This window comes from Paludibacillus litoralis (assembly GCF_037646705.1).
Taxonomy (GTDB): domain Bacteria; phylum Pseudomonadota; class Alphaproteobacteria; order Rhodobacterales; family Rhodobacteraceae; genus Pikeienuella; species Pikeienuella litoralis.
The window spans coordinates 270,050-293,563 of record NZ_JBBHER010000004.1; the positions used below are offsets into that span (position 1 = coordinate 270,050).

Annotated in this window: 18 protein-coding genes; 10 read left to right on the forward strand and 8 right to left on the reverse strand. The window is 67.7% G+C overall.

The window, feature by feature from the left end; translation table 11 throughout:
• Positions 1 to 5: 5 nt before the first annotated feature.
• Together WG921_RS08075 and WG921_RS08080 are read right to left on the reverse strand one after the other, a co-directional pair.
• On the reverse strand, positions 6 to 515 hold the full coding sequence (locus tag WG921_RS08075) for a TRAP transporter small permease (protein WP_340108701.1): 510 nt from the start codon (positions 513 to 515) through the stop codon (positions 6 to 8).
• A gap of 73 nt (positions 516 to 588) precedes the next feature.
• Complete coding sequence (locus WG921_RS08080; RefSeq protein WP_340108702.1) at positions 589 to 1,578, reverse strand: TRAP transporter substrate-binding protein; 990 nt, start codon at positions 1,576 to 1,578, stop codon at positions 589 to 591.
• A gap of 199 nt (positions 1,579 to 1,777) precedes the next feature.
• On the opposite strand from WG921_RS08080, the gene WG921_RS08085 reads away from it, so the two are divergent.
• The 7 genes from WG921_RS08085 to WG921_RS08115 all read left to right on the forward strand — a co-directional run bounded on the left by WG921_RS08085 (position 1,778) and on the right by WG921_RS08115 (position 9,702).
• Positions 1,778 to 2,662: a LysR family transcriptional regulator gene (locus WG921_RS08085; protein WP_340108703.1), complete on the forward strand. Its 885-nt coding sequence runs from the start codon at positions 1,778 to 1,780 to the stop codon at positions 2,660 to 2,662.
• 138 nt (positions 2,663 to 2,800) lie between these two features.
• Positions 2,801 to 4,882 carry a hydantoinase/oxoprolinase family protein gene (locus WG921_RS08090; RefSeq protein ID WP_340108704.1) on the forward strand — a complete coding sequence of 694 codons (2,082 nt, stop codon included), beginning with the start codon at positions 2,801 to 2,803 and terminating at the stop codon, positions 4,880 to 4,882.
• A 1-nt stretch (position 4,883) separates the two neighbouring features.
• Entirely contained in the window at positions 4,884 to 6,593 is a 1,710-nt protein-coding gene (locus WG921_RS08095; protein ID WP_340108705.1) for a hydantoinase B/oxoprolinase family protein, read from the forward strand.
• Positions 6,594 to 6,642: 49 nt separating this feature from the next.
• Entirely contained in the window at positions 6,643 to 7,407 is a 765-nt protein-coding gene (locus tag WG921_RS08100; RefSeq protein ID WP_340108706.1) for an HpcH/HpaI aldolase family protein, read from the forward strand.
• A gap of 143 nt (positions 7,408 to 7,550) precedes the next feature.
• Positions 7,551 to 8,030, forward strand: coding sequence for a hemerythrin domain-containing protein (locus WG921_RS08105; protein WP_340108707.1), 480 nt, complete (start codon positions 7,551 to 7,553; stop codon positions 8,028 to 8,030).
• 12 nt (positions 8,031 to 8,042) lie between these two features.
• Complete coding sequence (locus WG921_RS08110; RefSeq protein ID WP_340108708.1) at positions 8,043 to 8,381, forward strand: carboxymuconolactone decarboxylase family protein; 339 nt, start codon at positions 8,043 to 8,045, stop codon at positions 8,379 to 8,381.
• A 115-nt stretch (positions 8,382 to 8,496) separates the two neighbouring features.
• Positions 8,497 to 9,702, forward strand: a complete 1,206-nt coding sequence (locus tag WG921_RS08115) for an NnrS family protein (RefSeq protein WP_340108709.1) — start codon at positions 8,497 to 8,499, stop codon at positions 9,700 to 9,702.
• 12 nt (positions 9,703 to 9,714) lie between these two features.
• Here the strand turns inward: WG921_RS08115 and WG921_RS08120 are convergent, their stop codons facing one another.
• From WG921_RS08120 to WG921_RS08145, 6 genes are read right to left on the reverse strand one after another with little or no spacing between them, the layout of a single operon-like run.
• Entirely contained in the window at positions 9,715 to 10,521 is an 807-nt protein-coding gene (locus WG921_RS08120) for a peptidylprolyl isomerase (RefSeq protein ID WP_340108710.1), read from the reverse strand.
• 4 nt (positions 10,522 to 10,525) lie between these two features.
• A complete protein-coding gene (narI, locus tag WG921_RS08125; RefSeq protein ID WP_340108711.1) occupies positions 10,526 to 11,230 on the reverse strand; it encodes a respiratory nitrate reductase subunit gamma in 705 nt (234 codons plus the stop codon).
• Positions 11,227 to 11,952, reverse strand: coding sequence for a nitrate reductase molybdenum cofactor assembly chaperone (gene narJ / locus WG921_RS08130; RefSeq protein WP_340108712.1), 726 nt, complete (start codon positions 11,950 to 11,952; stop codon positions 11,227 to 11,229). The genes narI and narJ overlap by 4 nt, the downstream gene beginning before the upstream one ends.
• A complete protein-coding gene (gene narH / locus WG921_RS08135; RefSeq protein WP_340108713.1) occupies positions 11,949 to 13,478 on the reverse strand; it encodes a nitrate reductase subunit beta in 1,530 nt (509 codons plus the stop codon). The genes narJ and narH overlap by 4 nt, the downstream gene beginning before the upstream one ends.
• Positions 13,475 to 17,239: a nitrate reductase subunit alpha gene (locus tag WG921_RS08140; RefSeq protein WP_340108714.1), complete on the reverse strand. Its 3,765-nt coding sequence runs from the start codon at positions 17,237 to 17,239 to the stop codon at positions 13,475 to 13,477. Before WG921_RS08140 ends, narH begins: the two co-directional genes overlap by 4 nt.
• Positions 17,240 to 17,256: 17 nt before the next feature.
• Positions 17,257 to 19,974, reverse strand: coding sequence for a nitrate/nitrite transporter (locus WG921_RS08145; protein ID WP_340108715.1), 2,718 nt, complete (start codon positions 19,972 to 19,974; stop codon positions 17,257 to 17,259).
• Positions 19,975 to 20,210: 236 nt separating this feature from the next.
• Between WG921_RS08145 and WG921_RS08150 the strand changes: the two genes are divergently transcribed.
• The 3 genes from WG921_RS08150 to WG921_RS08160 are packed head-to-tail and all read left to right on the forward strand — an operon-like array spanning position 20,211 to position 23,484.
• Positions 20,211 to 21,227, forward strand: coding sequence for an amino acid ABC transporter substrate-binding protein (locus WG921_RS08150; protein WP_340108716.1), 1,017 nt, complete (start codon positions 20,211 to 20,213; stop codon positions 21,225 to 21,227).
• Positions 21,228 to 21,235: 8 nt separating this feature from the next.
• Positions 21,236 to 22,441, forward strand: coding sequence for an amino acid ABC transporter permease (locus WG921_RS08155; protein ID WP_340108717.1), 1,206 nt, complete (start codon positions 21,236 to 21,238; stop codon positions 22,439 to 22,441).
• The gene (locus WG921_RS08160) at positions 22,438 to 23,484 is read left to right on the forward strand and encodes an amino acid ABC transporter permease (RefSeq protein WP_340108718.1); all 1,047 of its coding nucleotides are present in this window, start codon (positions 22,438 to 22,440) and stop codon (positions 23,482 to 23,484) included. Before WG921_RS08155 ends, WG921_RS08160 begins: the two co-directional genes overlap by 4 nt.
• The last annotated feature ends 30 nt before the right edge of the window (positions 23,485 to 23,514 follow it).

Consider the following 23,514-nt stretch of genomic DNA (forward strand, 5'->3'; position numbering starts at 1 on the left):
CGCCCTTACTCCATCGCCGCGTCGGAAGATTGCGCGTAGTCCGGCTCTTCGCCGATCCAGACCAGGGTCGCCTGTTCGAGAATGCCGATCGCCATGACGATCATCCCGACGGCCACGCCCAACTGGGGAATCCAGAACGGCACCGCCGCGAGGCCGGGGCTGATGTCGCCGAACTGCCAGGATTCGAGCGTGTAGAGCGCCATGTTCCACGCCGCGTAAGCCACCACCGCGAACCCCACGGCGCAGCACCACAATTCGATCCAGCGGCGCACGGCCGGCGGCACGGATTGGGAGACGAGGCTGACCCGGACATGGGCGCCGTTCACGAAGGTGTGGGCGAGCCCGAGAAAGGTGGAGGCCGCGAGACAGAACCCCGCCACCTCGATGGTTTCGATCGCGACGCCGGCCTGCCGCGCCACGACCTGAAGCAGGGTGACGGCGGCGATGGCGACGAGGAACGCGGCGGCGGCGTAGCCGCAAACCGTGTAGATGCGGCGGAGGGCCCGTCTCAGCATCATGATCTCCGGTCTGGAGGCCGCCGGCCCCGGCGACGTTCATCGTCGGGGCCGGTCGGCGTCAGTTGGAGTGTCAGTCGGCGGATTTCAGATAGGCGTCGATGACCGCCTGCTGTTCCGGCGTCGCCTTGGCGCTCCATTCCTTGACCATCTCCGCGCCGACCTCGTCCAGCCTGGCCTGAAGCGCCGGAGAGGCCTCGGCCACCTTCATTCCGGCCTTGCGCAGGTTTTCGAGCGTGATCTCGCTCGCCTCCTTGCTCAGCTCCCACGCCCGCCTGGTGGCGTTCTCGCCGGCGGCGACGACCGCGTCCCGCACGGCGGGGTCGAGCTTGGCCAGCGCGCGCTTGTTCACGATGATGCCGTTCTTGTTGTGCATCGTGCCGGTGTAGGTGAAGTGATCGATGAAATCCCACGCCTGCACGTCGTTGCCGGTCTGGGCCGAGGTGAACATGGCGTCGATCAGCCCGGTCGAGAAGGCCTGCGGAACCTCGGCGAAGGGCAGGATCGTGGCCTGGAAGCCCAGAAGCTCGCCCATCCGCTGCGTCGCTTCGGAATAGATGCGGAGCTTCACACCGTCGAACTGGTCGGCCGATTCGACCTCGAACTTGGTGTAGAAGCCCTGGCCGGGCCAGGCTTCATAGGCCAGCACCGCGATGCCGGCCTCGCCGAGCACCTTGTCGAAATACGGGGCCTGCGCCTCCATCAGCCGCCAGGCGGCGTCGTAATTGCCGGCGATCTCGGGGACGCTGTCGAGCGTGAACATCGGGTCTTCGTTGCCGTAGACGCCGAACCGGATCTCGCCGATCGGGATCTGCCCCGACTGCACGGACCGCTTGATCGCGTCGAGCTTGATCAGCTCGCCATTGGGGCGAAGATCGATGGTCAGCTCGCCATTGGTCGCCGTCTCGATCTCCTCGATGAACATGCGAAGGTTCTTCGTGAAGAAGCTGGCCTCGGGGTAGCCGGAGGCCATCACCCATTTCGTGGCCGCGGCCGCAGGGCTCGCCACGGCGAAGCCGAGGACCGCCGCCAGTGCGAAGCGAACCGTGTTTCTGGAAGACATATCACACCTCTCTGTGAGTCGTTTTATCGTTGTCTGCGCCGTCCGGGGTGGCGCTTTCTGTGCGCGCCCCTCTCAAAAGTCAATTTTTCGCCATGTCCGGCGAGGATAGAAATCCCTTACCCATTTCACCCGCACTCGTCTAGATATATTCATCGATGAAAGCTGGACGACTCATCGAGACCGTGAGGATGTATGGCCCATGTCCTGGACCCTGAAGCAGATCGAAACCTTCGTGTGGGTCGCAAAGCTCGGCAGCTTCCGCAGGACCGCAGAACGTCTCGGCACCACGCAGCCGAACATCTCCGTTCGGATCGCTGACCTCGAGAAGGAGTTCGGCGCCAAGCTTTTCGACCGCGACGCCGGGTCGGTCGCGCTGACGCAGACCGGCGACGTCCTGCTCCGCTACGCCGAGCGGGTGCTGAGCGCCAGCGAGGAGCTTTCGGCCCAGTCCAGCCGCGCGGGCGAGGAGCCGGGCCTGCTGCGGCTCGGCGCGACCGAACTGGTCGCGCAGACATGGCTCCTCGATTATCTGCGGGCGCTGAAGGCGGAATATCAGAATGTCGATGTCGAGCTGACGGTGGATCTCTCGGTCAATCTCCGCGGGAGCCTGGTCGACCGCTCGCTCGATCTGGCGTTCCTCAACGGGCCGATCTCCGATTTCAACATCGACAATCTCGACCTGGGACAGGTGCCGCTGGTCTGGGTCGCGGCGCCGACCATCCCGCCCCCGCTCCGGCGAATCGAACATCTGGCGCGGCACACGATCCTGACCCATGCGCGCCACACGCGCCCCTATGTCGAGGTCGCGACCCATTTTCGCGACCATTGGATCGGCCGGGCGAAGATCGTATCGTCCAGCAGCCTCGCGGCCTGCGTGCAGATGACGATCGCGGGGCTCGGCGTCGCCACCCTGCCCGAGCCCCTGGTGCGGGAGCATGTGAGCGCGGGCGATCTGGTCGAGACCGGGTATCCATGGACGCCGGCCCCGCTGGCGTTCACGGCCTCCTACGGGCATACGCCGGCGAGCCGGATGGTGCGGCGCGCGGCGGAGATCGCCTGCGAGGTGGCGCGGCGGCGGACGTGAGGCGGATTCGCGCCGGCGGCGGCGGCGCGACGTGGCGTGGCGAGTGATAAAAATTAGATATTCAATCTATGATATCTAATAATTAGACGGAATGATCGGCGCGGCCTATCTTGCCGCCGATTCAGCAGAAAGGCGATCATGGTTACCAAGCCAAACAGACTGGGCGTCGATATCGGCGGCACATTCACGGATGTCGTTCTCGAGGTTGGCGACACGCTCCACTCCACCAAGGTGTTGACCACGTACTCGGCCCCCGAGGACGCCATCGTCGAAGGGATGCGGCAGGTCTGCGAGAAGGCCGGCGTGCCGATTCCGGATCTCGGGCAGATCATCCACGGCACCACGCTCGCCACCAACGCGCTGATCCAGAGGCAGGGCGCGAAGACCGCGCTGATCACGACCAAGGGCTTTCGCGACGTGATCGAGATGCGGACCGAGAGCCGCTTCGAGCAATACGATCTGAACCTCGCGCTGCCGGAGCCGCTCCTGCCCCGCAACCGGCGCTATGTGGTGAACGAGCGGATGGACGCGCGCGGCGAGGTTCTGATCCCGCTGGACCGGGCCGAGGTCGAGGCGCTGGTCGACGAGCTGGCCGAGGCCGGCTACGAGAGCGTCGCGGTCGGGCTGCTGCACTCCTATGTCAACGACGCGCACGAGCGCATGATCCATGACGTTCTGGCGGAGCGGATGCCGGGCGCGATGATCTCGCTCTCCTCGGAAGTCTCGCCGCAGATGCGCGAATACGAGCGCTTCAACACCACGATCGCCAACGCCTACATCAAGCCGCTGATGAAGAGCTATCTCGGCCGCCTCGTCCGGCGGCTGAAGACCGAGGGCGCGGACTGCCCGATCTTCCTGATGCATTCCGGCGGCGGCATCATCTCCATCGAGAGCGCGGCGGAGTTCCCGGTCCGGCTGGTGGAATCCGGCCCCGCGGGCGGCGCGGTCTTCGCGGCCGACATCGCGGCGCGGCACGGGTTGGACAAGGTCCTCTCCTTCGACATGGGCGGCACCACGGCCAAGATCTGCCTGATCAGGAACCAGACCCCGAAGACCGCCCGCGTCTTCGAGGTCGCGCGGACCTACCGGTTCAAGAAAGGCTCGGGCATGCCGATCTCGATCCCGGTGATCGACATGGTGGAGATCGGCGCCGGCGGCGGCTCGCTCGCGCATGTGGACGTGATGAAGCAGATCCGCGTCGGGCCGGAAAGCGCCGGCTCCGAGCCGGGGCCGGCCTGCTACGGCCGGGGCGGCGAGCGGCCCGCCGTCACCGACGCCGACCTGATTCTCGGCAAGCTCGACCCGGACAATTTCGCGGGCGGGAGCATCCCCCTCCATCCCGACAATTCGCGCCGGGCGCTGGAGACCGTTCTCGGCGAGCCGCTCGACATGGGCGCGGTCGAGGCGGCCTGGGGCCTCGCCGAGGTCGTGGACGAGAACATGGCCAACGCCGCGCGCGTTCATGCGGTCGAGAACGGCGAGGATCTCGCCGATTACACGATGATCGCGTTCGGCGGCGCCGCGCCGCTCCACGCCGCGCGGCTCTGCGAGAAGCTCGGCATCGACAGATGCCTGATCCCGCAGGGCGCCGGCGTCGGCTCCGCGATCGGCTTCCTGCGCGCGCCGTTCAGTTTCGAGGCCAACCGCTCCGTCTTCATGTCGATGTCGAACTTCGATCCGGAGGTCGTGAAACGGCTCTTCGCCGAGATGGAGGACGAGGCGACGCGCTTCGTGCGCTCCTGCGACGCCGATGCGGAGATCACCGCCGACTACAAGATCTACGTGCGCTACGCCGGTCAGGGCTGGGAGATTCCGGTGCCGCTGACGCCGGAGGAGGCCGCCGCCGCCGATCCGGCCACGTTCCTCCGCCGGTTCGAGGAGGATTACGCCAATCTTTTCGGCCGCACGGTCGAGGGGATGGAGGTCGAGATCACGGTGTGGTCGGTCAACGCCCACACGCCGCCCGCGCCGGTCGCGCGGGCCGAGCCGATCGAGACCGGGGCGACGCCGCCCCGCGACGGGACGCGCCAGCTCTTCGACGCCGCGCTCGGCCGGCCGGCCGAAGCCGGGGTCTACGCCCGCGCGCGCTTCGGGCCGGGCGGCCATGTCGACGGCCCCGCCGTCATCACCGAGGACGAGACGACGGTCGTTCTCCCGCCCAGCCGCGCGGCCGCCATTCTCTCCGACGGTTGCATCGACATCACCGTGAAAGGGGCCTGATATGTCCGATACGTCCAAAGTCGCCCATCAGGTCATGTGGAACCGCCTGATCTCCGTCGTGGAGGAGCAGGCGCAGGCGCTGGTCCGCACCGCCTTCTCCACCTCGGTCCGCGAGGCCGGCGATCTCTCCGCCGGGGTCTATAACGACGCCGGCGAGATGCTGGCGCAGGCCGTGACCGGCACGCCGGGCCACGTCAATTCGATGGCCGATTCCGTGCCGCATTTCATCCGCCGCATCGGGCGCGAGAACATCCTCGAAGGCGATGTCTACATCACCAACAACCCCTGGGAGGGCACCGGCCACCTGCACGACATCACCGTGGTCAGCCCCTCGTTCCATCAGGGGAGGCTGGCGGGGTTTTTCGCCTGCACCGCCCATGTCGTCGATATCGGCGGGCGCGGCTTCGGGGTGGACGCCAATTCGGTCTACGAGGAAGGGCTCCATATCCCGATCATGAAGCTCATCGACCGCGGGACCGTGGACAAGGCGCTGATCAACGTCATCCGCGCCAATGTGCGCGAGCCCGATCAGCTGGTCGGCGACATCTACGCGCTGGCGACCTGCAACGAGATCGGCCACCGGCGGCTGGCCGACATGATGACCGAGTTCGGGCTCGCCGATCTGAACGGCGTCTCCGATTTCATCATGACCAATTCGCGCCGCGCCACGCTGGAGCGCATCGCCGCGCTTCCGCGCCTCTCGGCCGAGGGCCACATGCGGATCGACGGCTACGAGCGGCCGATCGACCTTCGGGTCAAGCTGTCGTTCGAGGGCGACCACGTCATGTGCGACTGGGCCGGCTCGTCGCCCGTGGACAAGAAGGGCATCAACGTGCCCCTCGTCTACACCAAGGCCTACACCTGCTACGCGCTGAAATGCGCGATCGCGCCCGAGATCCCGAACAACACCGCCTCGCTGGAGCCGTTCCGGGTCACGGCGCCGGAGAACACCATCGTCAACGCGCCGCACCCGGCGCCGGTGGCCATGCGCCATGTGATCGGCCATCTGGTGCCGGACACGGTCTATGACGCGCTGGACAAGATCCTGCCCGACACGGTTCCGGCCGAAGGCGCCGGCTGCCTCTGCAATTTCCAGGTCAGCCTCCGCCCGCGCACCGACGCCCCGGCGCCGGCGGACGCGGTGCGCTCGGAGGTCCTCACCTTCAATTCGGGCGGCTCCGGCGCGCGCCCGACCCTCGACGGGATGAGCGCCACGGCGTTTCCCTCCGGCGTGATGGCGATGCCGGTGGAGGCGACCGAGCAGGTCGGCCCGGTGATCATCTGGCGCAAGGAGCTGCGGCCCGACAGCGGCGGCGCCGGCCAGTATCGCGGCGGGCTCGGACAGTATATGGAGGTCGGCGCGCGCGAAGGGCACGAGTTCGACTTTCAGGCCATGTTCGACCGCGAGAAACACCCGGCCCGCGGCCGGCGCGGCGGCGAATCCGGCGGGCCGACCACGATCAGCCAGGACGACGGGACGGCGATGAAGTCGAAAGGCAAGCAGTTCGTGCCGCATGGCCGCAAGGTGATGATGGCCTTCCCCGGAGGCGCCGGTTACGGCGCGCCGGCGGCGCGGGATCCGGCGCTGGTCAGGCGCGATCTCGCGCTCGGCTATATCTCCGAGGCCGTGGCCCGGTCCGCCTATGGCCTGTCCGACGCCGAGATCGCCGAGGTGCTCGCCGCCGCCCGCAAGGGTGAAATCGTCGGATGACCGCCGCGGCGACGCCGTCTTCGCCCCCCTCTTGTGAGAAAGCCGACCCATGAAGCTGCACAGCAACGCATTCCTCGCCGCGATCCGCTCGGGGCGCCCGCAGATCGGCGTCTGGCTCTCTCTCTCCACCGCCTTCGCGGCCGAGGCGGTGGCCGGCGCCGGGTTCGACTGGGCGCTGATCGACATGGAGCATTCGCCCAACGATCTCGTCTCGGTCATGGGGCAGCTTCAGGTCTTCGCCGCTTATGAGACCACGCCCATCGTCCGGCCAGAGTGGAACGACACCGTGCTGATCAAGCGGCTGCTCGACGCGGGCGCGCCCGGGTTGCTGCTGCCGATGGTGCAATCGGAGGAGGAGGCCGGGAAGGCCGTGGCCGCGACCCGGTATCCCCCGCGCGGGGTCCGGGGCTTCAGCGGCACGACCCGCGCGAACGGCTTCGGGCGCACCAGCGATTATTTCACCCGGATCGAGGACGAGACCGCCGTGCTGGTGCAGGTCGAGACAAGGGCGGCGATCGGCGAAGCGGCGAAGATCGGCGCCGTGGACGGCGTCAGCGGCGTCTTCTTCGGCCCCGGGGACATCTCCGCGGACATGGGGCTTCTCGGCCGGCCGCTGGATGACGAGGTCTGGGATCTGATCATGCCGGCCGCGCGCGGCCTGATCGACGCCGGCGTCCCGGTCGGCACTCTGGTCACCGATCCGGCTTTCGCGCGCAAGCTGGTCGGCGAAGGCTTCTCCTTCGTCGCCTGCGGCTCGGACGCCGGGCTGCTGGCGCGGGGCGCCGACACCCTGCTCAAGACGATGAGGGCCTGAGCCGGCGCGGCCGCTCCCCCCGCTCTCCGGCGACGGAAGAGGTGAGGCGCAACGTCGCCTTGTCTTTTCCTTATAATGAGTATTTACAATGCTTGTTATAAGGTGGCGCGCGGCGCCGCCGACGCCCCGAGAAGGAGAGGGAGATGCCCGAAGAGACGGCCCCGATCGACGACCCCTCCGCGCTGACGACCTATATCGAGACGCGGTATCATGCGCGCCACCGCAAGGCGCTGCCCGAGTTGACGGCGCTGTCGGCGAAGGTCGAACAGGTCCACGCCGGGGCGCCGCATGTCCCCGCCGGCCTCGCGGAGCGCCTGCAGCGGCTGATCGGCGAGCTGGAGGTCCACATGCGGAAGGAGGAGCTGCTGCTCTTTCCGGCGATTCGGCGCGGCGGAACGCCGGGTCTTCCCACCCAGATCGCGGCGATGCGCGCCGATCACGACGATCAGGGCGCGGAGATCATCCGCATCCGCGCCCTGACGGACGACTTGACTCTTCCCGCCGGGGCGTGCCGGAAATGGACCGCCCTCTATGAAGGGCTGGCCCAGTTCGTCGCCGATCTCGTGGAGCACACGCGACTCGAGAACGACGTGCTGTTTCCACAATTCGAATCCGCAGCCTGAAAGGCGTCCCTCATGTCCGAATTCCATCTCCCGAAAGCCACCGCCGCCCATGCCGAGCGCCGCAACGCCCTCACGCCCGACGCGAGCGCCGCCTTCAAGGCGTTCACCAAGGCGGTGTTCGCCGAAGGCGCGCTCGACGTGCGCACCAAGCAGCTGATCGCCGTCGCGGTCGCCCATGTCACGCAGTGCCCCTGGTGCATCGAGGGCCATGTGAAAAGCGCGCGGCGCGCCGGCGCGACCCCCGAGCAGGTCATGGAGGCGATCTGGGTCGCGGCGGAGATGCGCGCGGGCGCGTCCTACGCCCATTCCGCCCTGACGCTCGATCTGCTGGCGGAGGAAGAGAAGGCCTGAGCCGCCGCCCCGACGCTCCGCCCGCGCCCGTGAACCCCCGAGGGCGCGGGCGGCCCCGCCCCTGACCGGGACGCCCTGCGCATGGCGCGGCCGCCACCGAATGGAGAAAACGCGCATGTCCGCTTCCGCCGACCCGGCCCTCGCCCCGCGCCGCCCCGCCCTCTTCACGCTCGGCCTGCGGCCGTTCTTCCTTTTCGGCGCCGTCTGGGCGGCGGCGGCGATGGCGCTCTGGATTCCCATGCTGGCCGGGCGGATGGCGCCGCCGACCGCCTTCGACCCGATCTCCTGGCATGCGCATGAGCTGCTCTTCGGGTATCTCGGCGCGGTCGTCTCGGGGTTCGTTCTGACGGCGGCGCCGAACTGGACCGGGCGCCCCGCGCTCATGGGCTGGCCGCTGGCCGGGCTGGTCGCGCTCTGGCTGGCGGGCCGCGTCGCGGTCCTGACCTCGGCGGAGACGGCGCCGCTGCCGGTCGCGCTCATCGATCTCGCCTTGCCGGCGGCGCTGGTCGCCTATTTCGGCAATGCGATCATCGCGGGGGGCAACTGGCGCAATCTGCCGGTGGTGGCGCTTCTGACCGGCTGGGGCGTCGCCAACGCGCTCTTCCATTGGGAGGCCGCCGAGGGGGGCTTCCCCGCGGCGGGCCATGGGCTGCGCCTCGGCCTGATGGCGGCGGTGCTTCTGATCTCGTTGATCGGCGGGCGGATCACGCCGATCTTCACGCGCAACTGGATGAGGGCGCGGAAGGCCGGGCCGGAGCCGACGCTCTTCAACCGCGCCGATGGCGCGATCCTGCTCTTCACCGTGGCGGCGCTGGCGGTCTGGGTGGTCTGGCCGCACGAATGGGCGACGGCGGCGCTGGCGGCGCTGGCCGGAATCGCGCATCTCTGGCGGCTGTCGCGCTGGTCCGGGCGCCACGCCGGGGCCGAGCCGCTGGTCTGGGTTCTGCACGCGGGCTACGCGTTCATCCCGATCGGGTTCCTCGGGGTGGCCGCGAGCGCCTTCCTGCCGGGCGCGGCGGCGGCGGCCCAGCATCTCTGGATGGCCGGCGCGGTCGGGCTGATGACCCTCGCGGTGATGACCCGCGCCAGCCTCGGCCATTGCGGCAAGCCGCTCACCGCGTCGCGCCCGATCACGGCGCTTTATCTGGCGCTGATCGTCTCGGTCGCGGCGCGCTTCGCGTATGGGCTGGCCCCCGGCGCCGACTGGCTGCTGCATCTGGCCGGGGCGGGCTGGATCATCGCCTTCGGCGGTTTCGCCGCGCTCTACTGGCCGCTTCTGACGCGCGCGAAATCCACGCCCGGCCAGCCGACCCAGTCATAGCTCCGGCCGGGCTCACGCCGCCGGCGAAAGATCGACGCCGCGCGTCTCCGCCGCGGCGGCGAGGCGCGCGACCAGCGCCCGCGCCTCGCGCGCCCAGGCCGCGCGTTCGACCTGTTCCTGAATGCCCGCGCGCACGCTCTCGAACGGCAGAAGAGCCCCCTCCGCGCGTGCGTCCAGCCGGATCACATGCACCCCGTAGCGCGTCTCGACCGGCGCGGGCGCGACGGCGCCGGGCGCAAGCGCGTCCAGCGCCGCCTCGAACTCGGCGACCGTGTCTCCGGGGCCGATCTGCCCGAGACGGCCGCCATTGGCGCGCGAATCGCAGGCCGAATTCTCCCGCGCCAGACGCTCGAACGCGCCGGGGTCGCGGGCGATCTCCGCGATCAGCGCCCGGCCCAGCGCCTGCGCCGCGGCGCGGGCGTCGGCGTCCCCCGGCTCGGCCGGCAGGAGAATATGCGAGGCCTCATAGAGCGCGGGCGAGCGGAACCGCTCCGGATGCGCCGCGTAGATCGCCCGGCACGCCGCCTCGTCCGGCGGCGCCGGGGTCACATTGCGCTCGATGACGGCGCGGATCAGCGCCTCGTCGTCCAGCTCGCGCCGCCCCGGCGCGATCTCCTCGGGAGCGGGGCTCAGGCCCAGCCGCCGCGCCTCCTGCAGGAGAAGCGCGCGGATCGCCAGCGCCCGCGCCGCGGCGCGCCAGGCGTGGCCGGGTTTGCCCGGCGGCGCCGGATGATTTTGCGCCTCGGCGGCGATCAGCGCCGCCGGGATCGTCTCTCCATTGATCACCAGATCCGGCTGTAGCGGGTTCGGGGTCGCCATCGGCTCACTCCGTGGTCCGGCCCGCGGCGGCGGGCCGCCGGCGCCGGGTGCGGACGACCTGATAGGGCCGCCAGAGATAGCGGACCGGCGCCGACAGCATGTGCACGAGCCGCGTGAACGGGAACAGCAGGAAGATCGTCAACCCGACGAATATATGCAGCTTGAACAGGATGTTGGTGTTCTCCACATAGCGCCAGGCGTCGGTCTCGAAGGTGAAGATCCCCTGCGCCCAGGCCATGAACCTGACCATCTCGCCGCCGTCGAGATGCTGCAGCGACACGAAGATCGTCATCACGCCGATGACGAGCTGCGTCATCAAAAGCGCGAGGATGCCGATATCGGCGACGCTCGACGTCGCGCGGATGCGCGGATCGCCAAGCCGCCGGACCAGCAGCAGATAGCCGCCGATCAGCGCGAGGACGGCGCCGAAGCCGCCGACGATGATGGCGAGCCATTGCTTGAAGCCGTGGCTGATTCCGACCAGATCGAAGAACCAGAGCGGGGTCAGAAGCCCGCCCAGATGCCCGAAGAAGATGATCAGAATCCCGACATGGAACAGCACCGAGCCGCGGATCAGCAACTGGCGGCGCAGAAGCTGGCTCGAACTCGACTTCCATGTGAAGGGATCCCGCTCGTAGCGGGCGATGGAGCCGACCGCCAGCACGGTGAGCGCGATATAGGGATAAACCTGGAACAGCAGGAAGTTCATCTCCGTCCTCCATCTGCGGCCTTGAGATCGGTCCAGTCCGGCGCCGGCCCCGGCCCCATCCGTGAGAGCAGGTCGCGCCCGGCCGGGCAGCCCGCGTTCGGGTCGGGGCCGAAGGTGACCATCGCCTCCTCCCAGACCGCGTCCAGCGCCGCGAGGTCTTCGGGGTCGTCATCCGGCAGGCCGGTGATCTCGGCGAGAAGATCCGCCGCCGCCGACGCCGCCGAGAGCGATTCAAGCGCGCGAAAGACGGGCGCGTAGGGGCTGGCGCCGCGGCGCTCCAGCCGTTCGGCCAGCGCGATCAGGATATGGACCGCGTCCGCCAGCATCTCCCGCGCCTCGGCCAGCGGGCGGCTGGCCAGAAACTCCAGAAGCATCGGCAGATGGTCCGGCAGTTCGGGGCCGGTCGGCTCGAAGCCGCCGGCGCGGTAGGTTTCGAGCAGGTCGACCATCGCCCCGCCCCGGTCCCGGCTTTCGCCATGCACATGCTCGAAGAGGTTGAGCGACAGGGTCCGCGAGCGATCGAAGAGCAGCACGAAGCGCTCCTGCAGATCGAAGATGTCGCGCGTCGCCAGCTCGCGCAGAAGCGGCTCCAGCGCCGCGATCCGCGCGTCGTCGAGCAGGCCCTCCTTGCGGAGCGCCGGCGCGATCTCGGGCGCCGCCGCCTGAAGCTCCTCGCCCGGATAGGTCAGCAGCGCGGAGAGCGCCTTGAGGGTGACGATCATGACTTCATCGCCTCCGGGATCGTGAGCCCGCGCGTCTTGTTGCCGAACAGCGTGCGCCCGGACGAGCCGGTGGAGCAGCCGTTGCCGTCGGTGAAGCCGCAGCCGCCGCGCAGGCCCATGATGTCCTCCTCCGCCAGCTCGCGGTGCGCGGTCGGGATCACGAACCGCTCCTCGTAATCGGCGATGGCCATGATCTTGTACATGTCCTCGATGATCGCCGGGGTCAGGCCGACGCGCTCGGCGATCGCCTCGTCGATCACGCCGTCCACGGTTTTCGAGCGCATGTAGCCGCGCATCGCCAGCATCCGCTCCAGCGCGGTGACGATCGGCGCCTCCTTGCCCGCGGTCAGCAGGTTGGCGAGGTAGCGCACCGGGATGCGCAGGCTTTTCACGTCCGGCATGGCGCCGTCATGGCCGATCTGGCCGGCCTCGGCGGCGTTCTGGATCGGGCTGAGCGGCGGCACGTACCAGACCATCGGCAGGGTGCGGTATTCGGGGTGCAGCGGGAAGGCGATCTTCCAGTCCATCGCCATCTTGTAGACCGGGGAGCGCTTGGCCGCCTCGATCCAGTCCCGCGGCACGCCATCCGCCAGCGCCATCTCCTGCACCACCGGATCGTGCGGGTCGAGGAAGATGTCGAGCTGCGCCTGATAGAGATCCTCTTCGTTCTCGGTGCTGGCGGCCTCCTGGATCCGGTCGGCGTCATAGAGCACGACGCCGAGATAGCGGATCCGCCCGACGCAGGTCTCCGAGCAGACCGTCGGCTGCCCGCTCTCGATGCGCGGGTAGCAGAAGGTGCATTTCTCGGATTTGCCGGTCTCCCAGTTGTAATAGATCTTCTTGTAGGGGCAGCCGGAGACGCACATCCGCCAGCCGCGGCATTTCTCCTGATCGATCAGGACGATCCCGTCCTCCTCGCGCTTGTAGATCGCGCCGGAGGGGCATGAGGCCGCGCAGGTCGGGTTCAGGCAATGCTCGCAGAGCCGCGGCAGATACATCATGAAGCTGTTTTCGAACTGGCCGTAGATCTCCTTCTGGACGCCCTCGAAATTGTAATCCTTGGAGCGCTTCTCGAATTCGCCGCCGAGGATCTCCTCCCAGTTCGGCCCCCATTCGATCTTCTCCATCCGCTCGCCGGTGATCTTCGAGCGCGGCCGCGCGGTGGGGAAATGGTCCATCTCCGGCGCGGATTGCAGGTGATCGTAATCGAAGGTGAAGGGCTCGTAGAAATCGTCGATCTGCGGCAGGTCCGGGTTGCCGAAGATGTTGGCGAGGATGCGCCATTTCGCGCCCTGCTTCGGCTGCAGATGGCCGCGCGAATTGCGGACCCAGCCGCCGTTCCAGCGTTTCTGGTTCTCCCAGTCCTTCGGATAGCCGATTCCGGGCTTGGTCTCGACATTGTTGAACCACGCGTATTCGACCCCGTCGCGGCTGGTCCAGACGTTCTTGCAGGTGACGGAGCAGGTGTGGCAGCCGATGCATTTGTCGAGGTTCAGGACCTTGCCGATTTGCGCGCGTATCTTCATTTCGCCGTCTCCATCTGCGGGTCCGTCGGCGCCGGATCGGGCGCCGCAGGCTGGTCCAGCCAGTCCACCTTGGTCATCTTCCGCACGACCACGAACTCGTCACGGTTCGAGCCCACCGTGCCGTAATAGTTGAAGCCGTAGGAAAGCTGCGCGTAGCCGCCGATCATGTGGGTCGGCTTCAGCACCGTGCGCGTCACCGAGTTGTGGATGCCGCCGCGGTGGCCGGTGCGCTGGGAGCCGGGCGTGTTCACGATCTTCTCCTGAGCGTGATACATGTAGGTGGTGCCGGGCTTGATCCGCTGCGAGACCACCGCGCGCGCGGTCAGCGCGCCGTTGACGTTGTAAAGCTCGATCCAGTCGTTATCGACGATGCCCGCGGTCTTCGCGTCGACCTCGGAGATCCAGACCACCGGGCCGCCGCGATTCAGCGTCAGCATGATCAAGTTGTCGGTGTAGGTGGAATGGATGCCCCATTTCTGATGGGGCGTGATGAAGTTCAGCACCACATGCGGCGCGCCGTCCCGCTCATCGCTGTTCACCGCCGCGGTGACGGATTTCAGATCGACCGGCGGGCGATAGGAGCAGAACCCCTCGCCGAAGGCCCGCATCCAGAGGTGATCCTGATAAAGCTGCTGTCGCCCGCTGAGCGTGCGCCACGGGATCAGCTCATGAACATTGGTGTAGCCGGCGTTGTAGGAGACCTCCTCGCTTTCGATCCCGGACCAGGTCGGCGAGGAGATGATCTTGCGCGGCTGCGCGACGATGTCGCGGAAGCGGATCTTCTCATGCTCCTTGCCAGCAGCGAGATGCGCATGCTCGCGCCCGGTGATCTTGCCGAGCGCGGCCCACGCCTTCATCGCGACCTCGCCATTGGTCTCGGGGGCGAGCATCAGCACCGTCTCGCAGGCGTCGATCGCGGTGTCGAGCTTCGCCAGCCCTTTCGAGATCCCCTCCTCCAGCACCGGCTCGTTCAGATCGACGAGATGGCGCACCTCGTCTCTGGTGTCCCAGCCGATGCCCTTGCCGCCATTGCCCAGCTTGTCCAGCAACGGGCCGAGCGAGGTGAATTTCTTGTAGAGATTGGGGTAGTCCCGCTCCACCGCGATATAATCCGGCGCCGTCACGCCGGGGATCAGATCGCACTCGCCCTTTTTCCAGTCCCGGACATGGCCCTGCGCCAGCTCGCTCGGGGTGTCGTGCTGAAGCGGCAGCTGCACCACGTCCTGCTCGACGCCGAGCAGCTCCGGCGCGACCTCGCTGAACTTCTTCGCGAGGGTCTTGAAGATCTCCCAGTCCGAGCGCGACTCGTAAGCCGGGTCCACCGCCGCCTGAAGCGGGTGGATGAACGGGTGCATGTCGGAGGTGTTGAGGTCGTCCTTCTCGTACCAGCTCGCCGCCGGCAGCACGATGTCGGAATAGACCGCCGTGGTCGACATCCGGAAATCCAGCGTCACCAGCAGGTCGAGTTTCCCCACCGGGGCCTCGTCGCGCCAGACCGCCTCCTTCGCGCGCACCTTGCCCTCTTCGCCGAGATCCTTGCCGACGATCCCGTGCTGCGTGCCGAGGAGATGCTTCAGGAAATACTCGTGCCCCTTGCCGCTGGAGCCGAGGATGTTCGAGCGCCAGACGAAGAGGTTGCGCGGCCAGTTCTCGGGCGCGTCCGGATCCTCGCAGGACATCTGCAATTCGCCCGATTTCAGCTTTTCGGCGACATAGGCGCGCGCATCGACGCCCGCCGCCTTCGCCGCCCGGCCGACCTCAAGCGGGTTGGTCTTCAACTGCGGCGCCGAGGGCAGCCAGCCCATGCGTTCGGCCCGGATGTTGAGGTCGATCATGCTCGCGTCCCAATCGCCCGCGGGGGCGGTGGGGCTGAGGATGTCGCTGACCTTCACGGTCTCGTAGCGCCACTGGTCGCTATGCGCGTAGAAGGCGGAGGTTCCGTTCATCTGCCGCGGCGGCCGGCTCCAGTCCAGCGCGAAGGTGAGCGGGATCCAGCCGGTCTGGGGGCGGAGCTTCTCCTGGCCCACATAATGGCTCCAGCCGCCGCCGGACTGGCCGACGCAACCGCACATCACCAGCATGTTGATGATGGCGCGGTAGGTCATGTCCATGTGGTACCAGTGGTTGATCCCGGCCCCGAGGATGACCATCGACTTGCCGTTGGTCTTCTCCGCGTTCAGCGCGAATTCACGGGCCACGGTGATGATGGCGTTCGCCTTCACCCCGGTGATCTTCTCCGCCCAGGCCGGCGTGCCGGGGATATCCTCCGCGTAATCCGCCGTGACCCAGTCGCCGCCGAGGCCCCGGTCGATCCCGTAATTGGCGCAGAAGAGATCGAACACCGTCGCCGCCAGAAACTCGCCCTCGGCGGTGCGGATCCGGCGCGCCGGCACGTTGCGGGTCAGCACTTCGGGATGCCCCGATTTCACGAACGGGCCATGCGCCGCGCCGCCGAAATACGGGAAGTCGACGCCCGCCACCTCGTCCCGGTGATCTTCCGCGATCTGGGTCAGGCGCAGCCGCGTCGGCGCGCCGCCGGCCTTCTCCTCCAGGTTCCAGGTTCCGTCGTCGCCCCAGCGGAATCCGATCGAGCCGTTCGGGACCACGACCTCGCCGGTCTCGTCGTCCCAGGCCACGGTCTTCCAGTCGGGATTGTTGGTCTGGCCGAGCGCGCCGTCGAAATCGGCCGCGCGCAGCATCCTTCCCGGGATCAGCCGGCCGTCCTTCTCCTCCAGCCGCACCAGCATCGGCATGTCGGTGTATTTGCGCGCGTAATCGCCGAAATACTCCGGCTGCCGGTCGACATGGAACTCCCGCAGGATCACATGGCCCATCGCCATCGCCAGCGCGCTGTCGGTGCCGGCGCGCGGCGAGAGCCAGATATCGGAGAATTTCGACGCCTCGGAATAATCCGGGCTGATGACGCAGGATTTCGCGCCGCGATAGCGCGCCTCGGTGTAGAAATGCGCGTCGGGCGTCCGGGTCTGCGGCACGTTCGAGCCCCAGAGAAGCAGGAACGACGAATTGTACCAGTCCGCGCTTTCGGGCACGTCGGTCTGCTCGCCCCAGGTCTGGGGGCTGGCCGGCGGCAGGTCGCAATACCAGTCGTAGAACGAGAGGCAGGTGCCGCCAAGCAGCGAGAGATAGCGCGCGCCCGCCGCGTAGGAGATCATCGACATCGCCGGGATCGGCGAGAAGCCGAACACCCGGTCCGGCCCGTAGGTCTTGGCGGTGTAGGCGTTCGCCGCCGCCACGAGCTCCGCCGCCTCGTCCCATGAGGCGCGGACGAAGCCGCCCTTGCCGCGCACCTTCACGTAGTCCCGCCGCAGGATCGGGTCGGCCTGGATCGCCGCCCAGGCCGCGGTCGCGCTCATCGTCTCGCGCATCCGGCGCCATGTCTTCAGCAGCCGCGAGCGGACCAGCGGCGTCTTCACCCGATTGGCCGAGTAGAGATACCAGCTGTAGCTCGCGCCGCGCGAGCAGCCGCGCGGCTCATGGTTCGGCATGTCCGGCCGGGTGCGCGGATAGTCGGTCTGCTGCGTCTCCCAGGTGACGATGCCGGACTTGACGTAGATCTTCCACGAGCAGGAGCCGGTGCAGTTCACGCCATGGGTCGAGCGGACGATCTTGTCGTGCCGCCAGCGGTTCCGGTAGACGTCCTCCCAGGCGCGGCTCTCGTCCGTCGTCTCGCCATGGCCGCCCGAGAAGGCGCCGACGCGCTTCGGTCGGAAGAAATTCAGTCGATCCAGAAGATGGCTCATGACCTTGGCTCCTTCGGTCAGGCTGGCTGGGCGTCGCCGGGCGACGCGGCGCCGCGGCGGCGCTCGAGGGCGTGAAGCAGGCCGCCGGGCCGGTCGTACCAGACCCAGGTGACGGCGAGGCAGACGACGTAAAAGGCGACGAACCCCCAGAGCGCGGCCTCGGCGCCGCCGGTCATCGAGATCGAGCTGCCATAGGCCTTGGGGATGAAGAACGCGCCATAGGCCGCGATCGCGGAGGTGAAGGCGGTGATCGCGGCCGATTCGCGCGCCACCTGGCGGCGCGCCTCGTCGGGGGTGAGGCCGGGGACCAGCCGCGGCACGTAATCGCCGACGATGTTCGGGATCATCTGGAAGGTCGAGGCGTTGCCGACCCCGGTGAAGAAGAACAGCGCCATGAACATCGCGAAGAAGCCGAGGAACGAGCCGATCGACAGGAAGAACAGCACCCCGAGCGCCGCCAGGATCATGCTCGCGAACACCCAGACCGTGACCCGCGCGCCGCCATACTTGTCCGCCACCCACCCGGTCCAGGCGCGGCTGAGCGCGCCGACCAGCGGCCCGAGGAAGACGAATTGCAGCGAGTCGATCTCGGGAAACTGGCTCTTGGCCAGCAGCGGGAACCCCGCAGAGAAGCCGATGAAGCTGCCGAAGGTCCCGGTGTAGAGCAGACACATGATCCAGTTGTGCTTGCGCTGGAAGATCACCGCCTGCTCGGAGAAGGACGCCTTCGCGTCGGCGATGTCGTTCATGCCGACCCAGGCCGCGATCGAGGAGACCACGATGAACGGCACCCAGACGAAACCGGCGTTCTGCAGCCAGATCTCCCCCCCGTCCGGCAAGGGCCGCGGCGGGCCGCCGAGCGCGCCGAAGACGCCGGCGGTGATCACCACCGGCACCAGGAACTGCATCACCGACACGCCGAGATTGCCGAGGCCGGCGTTCTTGCCGAGCGCCGCGCCCTTCTCCTTCTTGGGGAAGAAGAAGCCGATATTGGCCATGGACGAGGCGAAATTGCCGCCGCCGAAGCCGCAGAGCAGCGCCAGCACCAGGAAGATGAAATAGGGCGTCTCGGGGTTTTGCACCGCGTAGCCGATGCCGAAGGCCGGCAGGAGCAGCGACGCGGTCGAGACCGTCGTCCAGAGCCGGCCGCCGAAGATCGGCACCATGAACGAATAGAAGATCCGGAAGGTCGCGCCGGAGAGGCCGGGAAGCGACGCGAGCCAGAAGAGCTGCGACGGGGTGAAATCGAAGCCGACCCGGGGCAGCTCCGCCACCACCACCGACCAGACCATCCAGACCGAGAACGCGAAGAGAAGGCAGGCGATCGAGATCCAGAGATTGCGCCTGGCGATGCGCCGCCCCGCCCGCTCCCAGAACGCCTCGTCCTCGGGGTCCCAGCCGACGAGGAGCCGGGTCTCCGTATGCAGCGCGGGATCGTGGATCTCCCGCATCTCCGGCAGGGCCGGCAAGGCGTCCAGCGCCTCCGCGCCCGCGGTCCGCTCCATCGCCCGGACCGAGAGATGCATCCAGACCAGCGCGCCGCCGACCAGAAGGAAGAGAAAGGCGAAACACGAGGTGTAGATCCCGGTCAGGTCCAGCAGCGTCCCGAACAGGATCGGCAGCGCGAAGCCGCCGAGCCCGCCCACCATGCCGACGAGCCCGCCCACCGCGCCGACATTGTCGGGATAGTAGACCGGGATATGCTTGAACACCGCCGCCTTGCCGAGGCTCATGAAGAAGCCGAGCACGAAGATCGCGATGACGAACGGCGCGAAATCCATCTGCGTCGAGAACGAGATCGGCCCCCTGAGGCCGTGGATTACATAATCGGTCGGCGGGTAGGACAGCATCAGAAGGACGACCATCGAGAAGCCGAAGGTCCAGTACATCACCGTCCGCGCGCCGCGCTGATCGGAGAGATGTCCGCCATAAACCCGAAAGAGGCTGGCCGAGAGGGAGAAGACCGCCGCCGCCATGCCGGCGGTGCGGATATCGACCTCGTAAACCTCGACAAGGTAATTCGGCAGCCAGAGCGCCAGCGCCACGAAGGCCCCGAACACGAAGAAATAGTAAAGCGAGAACCGCCAGACCTGAAGCTTCCGGAGCGGCGCGAGCTGCTCGCGGATCGAGGCCGGGGCCGCGCCCGAGGCCACGCGCGCGGCGTGGGCGGGATCGTCCGCCGCGAACAGCCAGAAGGCCGCCCCGACCAGCGCCAGCGCCGCCGCCCAGACCTGCGCCACCGCCTCCCAGCCCCAGGCCACCATGACCAGGGGCGCGATGAACGTGGTCGCCGCCGCGCCCACATTGCCCGCGCCGAAGACGCCGAGCGCGGCGCCCAGCTTGTCCTTCGGGAACCAGTGCGAGACGTAAACGACGCCGATCGCGAACGAGCCGCCCGCCAGACCGACGCCCAGCGCCGCCAGAAGGAACGCGCCGTAGCTGTCGGCCAGGGTCAGCCCCCAGGTCGCGAGCGCGGTGAGCAGCATCTGCAGGGTGAAGACCAGGCGGCCGCCGTATTGCTCGGCCCAGACGCCGAGAATGAGCCGCGTGAGCGATCCGGTGAGCACCGGGGTCGCGATCAGCAGGCCGAACTCGGTCTCGCTCAGGCCGTACTCGGCTTTGATCTCGACGCCGATGACCGCGAAGATGGTCCAGACCGCGAAGCACATGGTGAACGCCGCGGTGCTCAGCGCGAGCCCCTGGCTGCTTCCGCCGACGGTGTCCGACCTGGGCATCGTTGCTTCACCACGCTGTGTTGGCGGCGACTCCCGGTTGCAAGAGCCGGCGCTCAGACGACGGTAGACGAACCAAATCGGATATCAAATACTTAATTGACGCCTGAATGTCGCAACCAGCGAACGACCATTTTTTCTCGAAAATCGATATATCGGACGTCAATTTCTCTTGACGAGAGCGCAACATCCGGGCTCGATCCCACCACCAACAAATCTTAACAACAGGGATCGATCCAATGCTCCAGAAGTCACTCGCCGCCTCAGCACTCGTGTTCGCCATCGGCGCGACCGCGGCGCAGGCCGATCTCCTCGACACGATCAAGGAGCGCGGCCAGGTCGTCTGCGGCACGCTCGACTATCTCCCCGGAGTCGGCTTTCTGAACGACAAGGGCGAATGGTCGGGCTTCGACGTGGAGTTCTGCCAGGCCGCGGCCGCGGCGATCCTCGGCGACCCGTCGAAAGTGAAATACGTCCCCACCACGGGCGCGAACAAGTTCCCCGTGCTCGAATCCGGCGAGATCGACATCCTGTCGCGCAGCGTCACCATGACGATCGCCCGCGAGACGACCCTCAACATGGATTTCATCGGCCCCAACAACCTCTCCGGGCAGGGATTCATGGTCCACGCCGCCACCGGCGTGACCAAGCCGGAGGAGCTTGACGGCGCCACGATCTGCGTGCTCTCCGGCACGACGACGGAGCGCATCCTCGCCGAGTGGTTCAAGGCGCGCAATCTCGCCTTCTCGCCGGTCGCGGCCGAGAACTCCGACCAGATGTTCTCGATGTATTTCGACAACCGCTGCGACGCCGTGACCATGGAGCCGGCCTATCTCGCCATCCGCCGCCTGCGCATGGGAACCGAGAGCGACCATGTCATCCTCGAAGACATCATCACCAAATCCTTCGAGGGGCCGGTCATCATGGAGGGCAACCCGAGGCTTCGCGAAGTGCTGCAGTGGATGCACTGGGGCATGATCACCGCGGAGGAGATGGGCGTCACCCAGGACAATGTCGAGGAGATGGCCGCGACCTCCACCGATCCCGCCATCCGGCGGTTCCTCGGCGTCGACGACACGATCGGCGAGGATATGGGCGTGCCGAACGACTGGATGGTCTCGGTCATCAAGGCCGTCGGCAATTTCGGCGAGTTCTATGACCGCAACCTCGGCATGAACTCGGTGCTCAAGGTCGAGCGCGGGCTCAACGCGCTGGTGAAGGACGGCGGCGCGCTGACGGCTCCCAGCTGGCAGTGAACCACCCGATGAAAGCTGGCGCGCGCGCGGAAGCGGCGGCGCGCGCCGGCGGCCGATCCGGATGGGCGGCGCGTTTGCGCGCGACGACGACGCGGCCGGGATTCCGGTCTCAGACGCTGTTCCTGATCGTCGTCGCCCTTCTGGTTTTCGTCGTCTGGCAGACGGCGAGCCAGAACCTCTCTCGCCTGTCGGTGAAATCGGGCTACGGCTTTCTGCTGGAGGCGGCGCCGTTCGAGATCGGCGAATCGCTGATTCCGTTCCGCGCCGGCGACACCTATCTGCGCGCCTTCGCGGCCGGGACGCTGAACACGCTGAAGGTCGCGCTCCTCGGGATCGCTCTCTCCACCTTTCTCGGCCTCTTTATCGCGCTCGGCCAGCTTTCGAAGAGCGTCGCGCTCGCGCGGCTTTGCCGCGGTTATATCGAGCTTATCCGCAATGTGCCGCTGCTGCTGCAGTTGATCTTCTGGCACACCTTCCTGACCCGGGCGCTGCCGAACGTCCGCCAGGCGCTCTCGCCGGTCGACGGCGTCTTTCTCACCAATCGCGGCCTCTATCTGCCGGCGCCGGTCGCGGACCCGGCCCATGGCGCGATCGGCCTCGCGCTGCTTGGCGGGGCGCTCGCGGCGCTGCTCACGCTGATCTGGAGCCGGCGGCGGCGGCGCCTGACCGGGAGGGGGCTCTCCGCGCTCTGGCCGGCGATGGCGCTGATCGCGCCGCCTCTGGCCGCGTTCATCGCCGCGGGCGCGCCGCTCGCGATCGAGACGCCGGCCTTCAAGGGATTCAATTTCAGCGGCGGGATCGTGATCTCGCCCGAGTTCGCCGCCATGCTCCTCGGCCTCACGCTCTATGTCGGCGCCTTCAACGCCGAGATCATCCGCGCGGGCATCCTCGGCGTGAGCAAGGGCCAGGCCGAGGCCGGCTACGCGCTCGGCCTCTCGCGCGGGCAGGTGATGCGCAAGATCATCCTGCCGCAGGCGCTGCGCATCATCATCCCGCCGATGAGCAACTCCTATCTGAACCTGACCAAGGAAAGCTCCCTCGCCGTCGCGATCGGGTATCCGGAGATCGTGCGGGTCGCGAACATCACTCTCGCCGAGACCAGCCAGGCGATCGAATGCATCTCGATCATCATGGTCATCTATCTGACGCTCAGCCTGATAACCGCGGGCTTTCTCAACTGGGTGAACGCGCGCGCCGCGTTGGTGGAGCGATGAGCGCCGCGGCGGGATTCGCCCGGCGGTTCTTCCCGACGCCGATCACCGGCGCGGTCAACCTCGCGGTCGTCGTCGCGCTGGCGCTGATCGCCGCGCCGATCTTCGACTGGGCCGTTCTCTCCGCCATCTGGCGGGCGGACGACATGAACGGCTGCCCCCCCGACGCGGGCGCCTGCTGGGCCTTCATCGGCTCGAAGGCGCGGCTGATCGTCTTCGGCCGCTACCCGTACGAAGAGCAATGGCGCGCCGCCGCGGCGACGCTGACATTGGTCGCGCTGGTGATCGCGTCGCTCAACCCGCGCTGCTGGCGGCCGTGGCTCGGCCCCGCCTGGCTTGGCGGGCTCGCGCTCTATTCGCTCCTGATGTGGGGCGGCGTCCTCGGCCTGCCCTTCGTCGAGAGCTCCTATTGGGGCGGCTTGCCGCTGACCATCCTGCTCACCGTGTTCGGGGTCTTCTTCGGCCTGATCGTGGCGGTGCCGGTCGCGCTGGCGCGGCATTCCGGCTACCCGGTCCATCGCTGGGCCGCGACGCTCTATATCGAGCTGATCCGCGGCGTGCCGCTGATCAGCGTGCTGTTCATGGCCTCGGTGCTCCTGCCGATCTTCCTGCCGGACGGGTTCACGCCCAACGGGCTCGGCCGGGTTCTGGCCGGGATCACCATCTTCTTCGCCGCCTATATGGCCGAGGTGCTGCGCGGCGGGCTGCAGGCGATCCCGTCGGGCCAGTTCGAGGCGGCGCGCGCGCTCGGGATCCGCTACCCGGTCCTGATGGGCCGGATCGTCCTGCCGCAGGCGTTCCTGATCGTGCTGCCGGCGATGGTCAACCTCTTCATCGGCGCGCTCAAGGGCACCTCGCTCGTGATCATCGTCGCGATGATGGATCTTCTCGGCGCGGCGCAGGCCTCGCTCGCGGACCCGAACTGGATCGGATTCTACGTCGAGGCCTATGTCTTCGCCGCGCTTATCTACGCGGCGATGTGCGGCGCCATCTCCTGGTACGGGCGCCGCGTCGAATCCCGACTGGCGACCACGCAATCGAAATGAAAAGGCGCGACCGGCGCCGGAGCCCGCAAG

Bases quoted from the DNA above. Each gene is read 5' to 3' on its own strand.
- WG921_RS08090 (WP_340108704.1), top strand. From the start codon at position 2,801: ATGGTTACCAAGCCAAACAGACTGGGCGTCGATATCGGCGGCACATTC.
- WG921_RS08075 (WP_340108701.1), bottom strand. From the start codon at position 515: ATGCTGAGACGGGCCCTCCGCCGCATCTACACGGTTTGCGGCTACGCC.
- WG921_RS08085 (WP_340108703.1), top strand. From the start codon at position 1,778: ATGTCCTGGACCCTGAAGCAGATCGAAACCTTCGTGTGGGTCGCAAAG.
- narH (WP_340108713.1), bottom strand. From the start codon at position 13,478: ATGAAGATACGCGCGCAAATCGGCAAGGTCCTGAACCTCGACAAATGC.
- WG921_RS08120 (WP_340108710.1), bottom strand. From the start codon at position 10,521: ATGGCGACCCCGAACCCGCTACAGCCGGATCTGGTGATCAATGGAGAG.
- WG921_RS08160 (WP_340108718.1), top strand. From the start codon at position 22,438: ATGAGCGCCGCGGCGGGATTCGCCCGGCGGTTCTTCCCGACGCCGATC.
- WG921_RS08150 (WP_340108716.1), top strand. From the start codon at position 20,211: ATGCTCCAGAAGTCACTCGCCGCCTCAGCACTCGTGTTCGCCATCGGC.
- narJ (WP_340108712.1), bottom strand. From the start codon at position 11,952: ATGATCGTCACCCTCAAGGCGCTCTCCGCGCTGCTGACCTATCCGGGC.
- narI (WP_340108711.1), bottom strand. From the start codon at position 11,230: ATGAACTTCCTGCTGTTCCAGGTTTATCCCTATATCGCGCTCACCGTG.
- WG921_RS08115 (WP_340108709.1), top strand. From the start codon at position 8,497: ATGTCCGCTTCCGCCGACCCGGCCCTCGCCCCGCGCCGCCCCGCCCTC.
- WG921_RS08145 (WP_340108715.1), bottom strand. From the start codon at position 19,974: ATGCCCAGGTCGGACACCGTCGGCGGAAGCAGCCAGGGGCTCGCGCTG.
- WG921_RS08100 (WP_340108706.1), top strand. From the start codon at position 6,643: ATGAAGCTGCACAGCAACGCATTCCTCGCCGCGATCCGCTCGGGGCGC.
- WG921_RS08105 (WP_340108707.1), top strand. From the start codon at position 7,551: ATGCCCGAAGAGACGGCCCCGATCGACGACCCCTCCGCGCTGACGACC.
- WG921_RS08140 (WP_340108714.1), bottom strand. From the start codon at position 17,239: ATGAGCCATCTTCTGGATCGACTGAATTTCTTCCGACCGAAGCGCGTC.
- WG921_RS08095 (WP_340108705.1), top strand. From the start codon at position 4,884: ATGTCCGATACGTCCAAAGTCGCCCATCAGGTCATGTGGAACCGCCTG.
- WG921_RS08155 (WP_340108717.1), top strand. From the start codon at position 21,236: ATGAAAGCTGGCGCGCGCGCGGAAGCGGCGGCGCGCGCCGGCGGCCGA.
- WG921_RS08110 (WP_340108708.1), top strand. From the start codon at position 8,043: ATGTCCGAATTCCATCTCCCGAAAGCCACCGCCGCCCATGCCGAGCGC.
- WG921_RS08080 (WP_340108702.1), bottom strand. From the start codon at position 1,578: ATGTCTTCCAGAAACACGGTTCGCTTCGCACTGGCGGCGGTCCTCGGC.